The following is a 6,546-nucleotide window of genomic DNA, read 5'->3' as shown; positions in this document are numbered from 1 at the left end:
GTAGCCGGAAGATCCGCGTTCTACACGATAGCAGCGTGCGGAGCAGCGACGATGATGATTTTTCAGACTATGCTAAATATATTTGGCGCGGTAGACCTATTCCCACTGACGGGAGTTACATTCCCGTTCGTTTCAACAGGAGGTACGAGCGCGATGTGCTCGTGGGCGATGCTTGCCTACTTCAAAGCTGCTGACATGCGTAAGGATGCCAGTCTCGCGATTAAGAGGAGGCCTTGATGCGTATTAAGACAAAAGGAGGTAGCACATGCGGAAACTAGAGCGAAGAGCGAATATCTGCCTGCTGCTTGCCGCGTCGCTATTCATAGGAATATTGATTTTTACATGGAGATTCGTGACCAAGGGGCAAGATTGGGCGAGCTTCTATGGCAACAGACAAATATATACAAACGGTGAAATTAATCGCGGTACTATCTATGACCGAAATGGTGTAATGCTGCTTAACTGCACAAAAGATGGACTCGTCTATCCGTCCGATGCATCGCTTAGAAGGGCGACTGTTCATGCGGTTGGAGATCCAAAGGGTAATATCGCTACGGGAGCCATCAACGTGTTTAGACCGCAGCTCATCGGATACGATTTGCTCAACGGTACTTATGACACGACTAAAGACGGAAGTAAAATTAACCTGACCATAGATTCCAAGGCTAACCTTGCCGCATACAAGGCGCTCGGAAACCGACAGGGAATGGTGGCAGTTTATAATTACAAGACAGGTGAGATAATGGCTATGGTGTGCACACCGACGGTGGATCCACAGGGAACACTACCGACAAACTCAAACTCATCTGAATATTTCAATACCTTCCTCTCGGGAAGGCTCACGCCGGGTTCGACATTTAAGACTGTAACGGCAGCAGCTGCAATCGACAACGTTGACGATATCGATAGCTTCGAGTTCAACTGCTCTGGTGTTACGTATGTAAACGGTTCACCAATAAAGTGCACGCAGGCGCACGGACATGTTGACTTCGAGATGGCGCTTGCCAAGTCTTGTAACGGTGCATTTGGCGAGATTACTCGCAAGGTTGGTGCAAGTACCATGAGGGATTACGTCAAGAAGGTTGGGCTTACCAACTCACTCGATATAAACGGAATCAAGACCGCGAAGGGTACATTTAACTTCCCAAAGGACGATCCTGTCAAGCTAAGCTGGGCAGGAATCGGGCAGGCGGAGGATCTCGTAAATCCTGCGTCGATGATGGTTTACATTGGAGCTATTGCAAATGACGGCAAGGCTATAAATCCTTACATCATCGGTTCATCGAACTTCCTCAAGAAGGTAACAGGTGGCGACTCGCTCGGTAAATATCTGAGCAGTGGAACAGCCGAAAAGATGAAGAATATGATGAAAAATGATGTCAAGGTCACCTATGGAGAAAGCAATTTTCGAGGACTAGATATCTATGCAAAATCTGGAACAGCCGAGACTGGTAGTGGAACGCCAGATGCGTGGTTCGTTGGGTTCATAGATGATGCGAACCATCCGTATGCATTTGTGGCATGGGTTAGAAATGGTGGTACAGGCTATAAAGTTGCAGGACCGGTGGCTTACAAGACATTGCTTGCGCTAGTAGAGAATAACTAGGGTTACTAATGGTAACAGATGAGATGATGTATTTTATAGCTCTTATAATGATATTAATAGGTTGGATGTTTATATCTGTAGGACGACTCTCTTCAGGCAAGGAGAAGGACATTAATAATCTAGTGGTAGATGGCACAAATGTACTTGAAACGAAAGGCTTCCTAAAGGTAATCGAGATTAGAAGCACGAGATATAGCTTCGAGTGTGACTGCGAGATTTTCTTCAAGAGTCAAAGTGGTAAAAGCCTCAGATATAGCAAAACGTTCTTTGGCTCAGATAGCAAGGCTTCATTTTTGAGAAAATGTGAGCACAAGGATGAGATTCCCATCACTATAATTTACGACAAACATTCGCCTACAAGATTTTATATAAAGGAGTTAAATCCGCAAGGTGTAAATAGTAATAGCAAGAAGGCGTTCTGCCTTATCGGAAGCATGTTCATCCTACTAGGGTTATTTATCGTAGCGGCTGCACTGCATATAATCCCGTTTATGTAACTCTGATTGATATATACAGAAAGGAGCCAACACACAGCAGTGATGGCTCCTTCTTCTTATTATATTAAAGTCAATCTAACAACATGTACAAAGCGTAGGTATGTTTATTTATCTCGCTTTAGCCCTGAGCAGTTGCAGCCTCAATAGTCTGAACTTCGTCTACCACGTACGAACCTTCTCTTTTCTTGAAGAAGCGCAGAATTACGTATAGGAGTACGAGACCTACAGCAAGTGCAACCCATGGCGATTCCATGATGCCAGCAATTACGTAGCAAATCGCTGATACGGAGAGAACCGTTACAGCATAAGGTAGTTGAGTCTCAACGTGGCTAAGGTGTCTAACAGCTGCACCAGCAGATGACATGATAGTAGTATCAGAGATTGGTGAGCAGTGGTCACCGCAAACTCCACCAGCCATGCAGGATGAGATTAGGACAATCATCATATCAGGTCTGTTTGCAGTTACCGCTAATGCAATAGGGATGAGGATTCCGAATGTTCCCCATGATGTACCGGATGCGAAACCTAGTGCGCATGATACGAGGAAGAACAGAGCTGGGATTACCATAACGAATCCGCCAGGAACCTTATCCATCATATTTGCAACGAACTGTGCAAGACCGAGTGAGTCAGTCATAGTTTTGAGAGTCCAAGCCATCGTCAGAACAAGTATTGGCGAAACCATTGATTTAAAACCTTCTGGTACACACTCCATAAGCTCCGAGAAAGGAACGACTCTTCTGATCGTGTAATAAACTATTGTAATAACTAGTGCAACAACGCTTCCAAGAACGAGGGAAGTCGATGCATCGCAGCCCGCAAATGCAGTTACGAACGATTCCCCCTTCCAATATCCACCAGTGTAAAGCATGCCGGTGATGCACGAGATGATCAGAACGATTACAGGGAACATAAGGTCAATAACTATGCCCTGGTGAACAGTATCAGCATCACCATCGTTCTTTAGAACAGCAGTATCTTGTATTGTAAAAATATCTCCGTTTTCCACAGCATTTCTCTCGTAAGTCGCCATTTTCCCATAATCGAAGCTCATAGTGATGATCATGAACATCATAGCGATGGTGAGTAGCGCATAGAAGTTGTAAGGGATAGCCTGTATGAAGATGCTTAGACCATTTTTGCCTTCTACGAATCCGCTGACAGCTGCAGCCCAAGATGAGATTGGCGCGAGAATGCAGACAGGAGCAGCAGTTGCGTCGATTAAGTAAGCGAGCTTTGCTCTTGATATGCTGTATTTATCAGTCAGTGGTTTCATAACGCTGCCAACTGTGAGACAGTTGAAGTAGTCGTCGACGAAGATGAGCAGGCCGAGAGCAACAGTCGAATACTGAGCGCCACGGCGAGTTCTGATTTTATGAGCAGCCCAGTTTCCAAAAGCTGCAGAACCACCTGATAGGTTCATCATCGCTACCAGCATGCCGAGGACAACTAGGAATACGAGTATTCCGACATTTCCAGCCGAAGATAGCGAAGTAACGAATCCGTCAATCATTACATGGTTCATGAATTTCGGGAAATTCATCCCTGAATAAATTAGTCCACCGGCAAGGATTCCGATGAATAGTGAGCTGTACACTTCTTTTGTGATGAGTGCGAGCCCGATAGCAACAATAGGCGGCAGAACTGCCCATGCTGTTGCATACACAGCTGGCTTGCTGTCAGCAGCCATAGCCACAAGTGGCATAGCGGCGATAAATAGTGCTGCAAGTCCAAACACGTACATAACTCTACTTCTGTTAATGCGTATCATTTGTAAAACCTCCGTATAAATAAAATAGCCATGAATAACGTCTGAAACGTATCCATGGTTCGTACGTAAGTAATGCAAATAAGCATTAGCTATATACCATTGATAGCGCTCCACATTTTACGATGTGACAGTTCGGCGCATATTCTGCACCGTCCCAGAAAATATCGTTGGGGCGATATTCCCTTCGGCGGATTTCCCTTTCCTTGGTAGCAGCTTCCCACGCTGTAGCTACCAAGTACTATTGAGTTCCGCAACCTCTATCGAGTCAGTCTTATTCAAAAGCTACTCTTATATTAATCTCAACTTTAGTTAAATGTCAAGTAAAAAACTAAAAAATATTAATTTCTTTGTGAAAATTCACAACAGGTATAAAAGTCAATGTACAAAAATGTGAAAATTAGATTGTAGACAAACCGTCGGTCCGTTCTAATTAGAGGGATTAATGATATAATATGAATATAAAAAGTGTTATACTATATATGTGTTAGATGCACGCAATTTGTTTATATTTAAACTCCGCGGAACTAAGAAGCTGATGACGAATGCTTTAGAACTTTTTAGAGCGAGACAAATACATGATGATTAAAACCTTGTTGTATAAACAAAGCGAGGTGAAGACTTGTGAATAAGGAATTTACTTCAGATGAGATTATAAATCTAGTAGCAGGTAGAGATAAATCTGAACGACTTACTATAGAAGAGAGCGCCATCAAGGACACGGACCTCGAAGGCTGCGATCTAACAAATATTACATTCAAGCTCTGCAGCTTCGAGAACTGCAACCTCGCTGGCGCCGACTTCAGCGGCTCCAGTATATCGGGCACACTCTTCCGAGAGTGCCCGATGCATGCATGCCGTTTCGTCAATACCGATATGACCGAAGCCATCTTCCGCGATATCGACCTCTCGGACAGCGACATTTCCGGAGCAAATCTGTATGCCGCAGTCCTCGAGGACGCTAACCTCGATGGCATCATCGTAGACGAAAATACTAAGTGGTATAAGCAGGTACCACCAGAGACAGGAGCCTTTATAGCGTGGAAATGCTGCTCTGAACTCAGAGTGGTTCAGCTCCTCGTTCCAAGAGAGGCAAGGCGAGTTTCTGCGACAAGGGAAACGTGCAGATGCGACAAGGCCAAGGTGCTGTCAATCAAGAGCATAGACGAGACGGTTAGCTATGACTGGGCGCAGTCGACAGTGGATCCGGATTTCTATTACGAGCGAGGGAAATGGGTAGAGCCGGCTAACGGATTTGAAACAGATCGATGGAAAGATTCATCTCGAGGGATACACTTTTTTATGGAAAGAGAACAGTGTATAGCATACCAAACAGTCTAGTCTGTAAACGAATATTATGCGCTAAATTATTTTCAAATAAAATATAAAATCTTTACAATAATAAAGTGAAAGTTACACAAATAAAGGCAAAACAAACAAATATTCTCTTTTAAGCGCAGGATATTTTGTCAAAAAGTACAAAATAGCAAAAAAATAGAGAAAATACATTGTTTGACGATTATTATGTTCATTTGTATAATTCAAGTATATTTATGACAAGTTTAATACGGTTAAACTTAAGGAGGTAAGTAGATGAAAGTAATTATGTCGGGCAACGAAGCTATTGCACGCGGCGCGTACGAAGGCGGCTGCCAGTTTGCTTCGGCCTATCCCGGTACTCCAAGCACCGAGATTCTCGAGAATATGCCTCAGTACAAGGATGATGTGTACTCAGAGTGGGCTCCTAATGAGAAAGTAGCTGCAGAAGCTGCTATCGGTGCATCCATTGCAGGTGTTAGATCATTCTGTGCTATGAAGCACGTAGGTGTTAACGTAGCAGCAGACCCTATCTTCACAGTCGCATACACTGGAGTTACAGGTGGATTTGTTATCGTATCCGCTGACGACCCGGGTCAGCACAGCTCCCAGAACGAGCAGGACAACAGAAACTATGCAAAGGCAGCAAGACTGCTCATGCTAGAACCATCCAACTCTCAGGAGTGTAAGGATTACATGAAGATGGCATTCGGTCTCTCTGAAAGATTTGATGCTCCGGTTCTTTTCCATGTAACAACTAGAGTCTGTCACTCAAAGGGAATCGTAGAACTCGGCGACAGAGAAGAGCACGAGTACGTTCCTTACAAGAAGCAGATTGAGAAGTACGTTTCCGCACCAGCTAATGCTAAGAAGATGAGAGTTAATCTCGAAACTAAGCTAGCTGATATGGAAGCTTATGCAAATGAAACAGAAATCAACCAGCCTGAGTGGCACTCGACTAAGATTGGTGTTGTTACATCTGGTATTTCTTATCAGTATGCTAAGGAAACATTTGGTGAGGACGCTTCATACCTCAAGCTAGGAATGACATTCCCACTACCTACAGATCTAATCAAGGATTTCTGCAGCAAGGTAGACAAGGTATACGTAATCGAAGAAATGGATCCATATCTACAGGAGTTCCTAGAGATTCACGGAATTGAGTGCATTGGAAATCAGCAGATTCCAAAGTTTGACGAGCTCAACACAGATATCGTTAGAGAGGCACTTACAGGAGTTAAGCCGGAGTCTTATGATTCAGAACTTCAGTATGTTGTACGTCCTCCAACGCTCTGCGCAGGCAGCCCTTACAGAGGATTCTTCCAGGCAATCAAGAAGAAGAAAGGTCTCATGATTAA

The 6,546-nt window shown here is 44.1% G+C and carries 5 protein-coding genes, 1 pseudogene and 1 riboswitch; of the genes and pseudogenes, 5 read left to right on the top strand and 1 reads right to left on the bottom strand.

The features are described 5' to 3' along the window. From AXF17_RS00055 to AXF17_RS00045, 3 genes are all read left to right on the top strand, one after another. Window positions 1–237, top strand: a 237-nt coding sequence (locus AXF17_RS00055) for an FtsW/RodA/SpoVE family cell cycle protein (RefSeq protein WP_169711279.1), incomplete at its 5' end; no start/stop codon positions are given. Window positions 238–265: 28 nt separating this feature from the next. Beyond that, the gene (locus tag AXF17_RS00050; RefSeq protein ID WP_094233244.1) at window positions 266–1,606 is read left to right on the top strand and encodes a penicillin-binding transpeptidase domain-containing protein; all 1,341 of its coding nucleotides are present in this window, start codon (window positions 266–268) and stop codon (window positions 1,604–1,606) included. 8 nt (window positions 1,607–1,614) lie between these two features. Further along, complete coding sequence (locus AXF17_RS00045) at window positions 1,615–2,103, top strand: hypothetical protein (RefSeq protein ID WP_207651559.1); 489 nt, start codon at window positions 1,615–1,617, stop codon at window positions 2,101–2,103. Window positions 2,104–2,221: 118 nt separating this feature from the next. Here AXF17_RS00045 and AXF17_RS00040 read toward each other — a convergent pair whose 3' ends face one another. Beyond that, window positions 2,222–3,874 (bottom strand): Na+/H+ antiporter NhaC family protein, encoded by a 1,653-nt coding sequence (locus tag AXF17_RS00040; protein ID WP_094233243.1) that lies wholly within the window; start codon window positions 3,872–3,874, stop codon window positions 2,222–2,224. Window positions 3,875–3,969: 95 nt separating this feature from the next. Further along, window positions 3,970–4,142: riboswitch (Lysine riboswitch) on the bottom strand. A gap of 353 nt (window positions 4,143–4,495) precedes the next feature. On the opposite strand from AXF17_RS00040, the gene AXF17_RS00035 reads away from it, so the two are divergent. Both AXF17_RS00035 and AXF17_RS00030 read left to right on the top strand, forming a co-directional pair. After that, window positions 4,496–5,212 carry a pentapeptide repeat-containing protein gene (locus AXF17_RS00035; protein WP_094233242.1) on the top strand — a complete coding sequence of 239 codons (717 nt, stop codon included), beginning with the start codon at window positions 4,496–4,498 and terminating at the stop codon, window positions 5,210–5,212. A 252-nt stretch (window positions 5,213–5,464) separates the two neighbouring features. Continuing rightward, window positions 5,465–6,546, top strand: a pseudogene (locus AXF17_RS00030) (indolepyruvate ferredoxin oxidoreductase subunit alpha); the annotation flags it as partial.

The organism is Mogibacterium pumilum, assembly GCF_002243385.1.
GTDB lineage: Bacteria > Bacillota > Clostridia > Peptostreptococcales > Anaerovoracaceae > Mogibacterium > Mogibacterium pumilum.
This window is presented reverse-complemented; position numbering and strand designations above follow the sequence as displayed.

Bases quoted from the DNA above. Each gene is read 5' to 3' on its own strand.
- AXF17_RS00050 (WP_094233244.1), top strand. From the start codon at position 266: ATGCGGAAACTAGAGCGAAGAGCGAATATCTGCCTGCTGCTTGCCGCG.
- AXF17_RS00045 (WP_207651559.1), top strand. From the start codon at position 1,615: ATGGTAACAGATGAGATGATGTATTTTATAGCTCTTATAATGATATTA.
- AXF17_RS00040 (WP_094233243.1), bottom strand. From the start codon at position 3,874: ATGATACGCATTAACAGAAGTAGAGTTATGTACGTGTTTGGACTTGCA.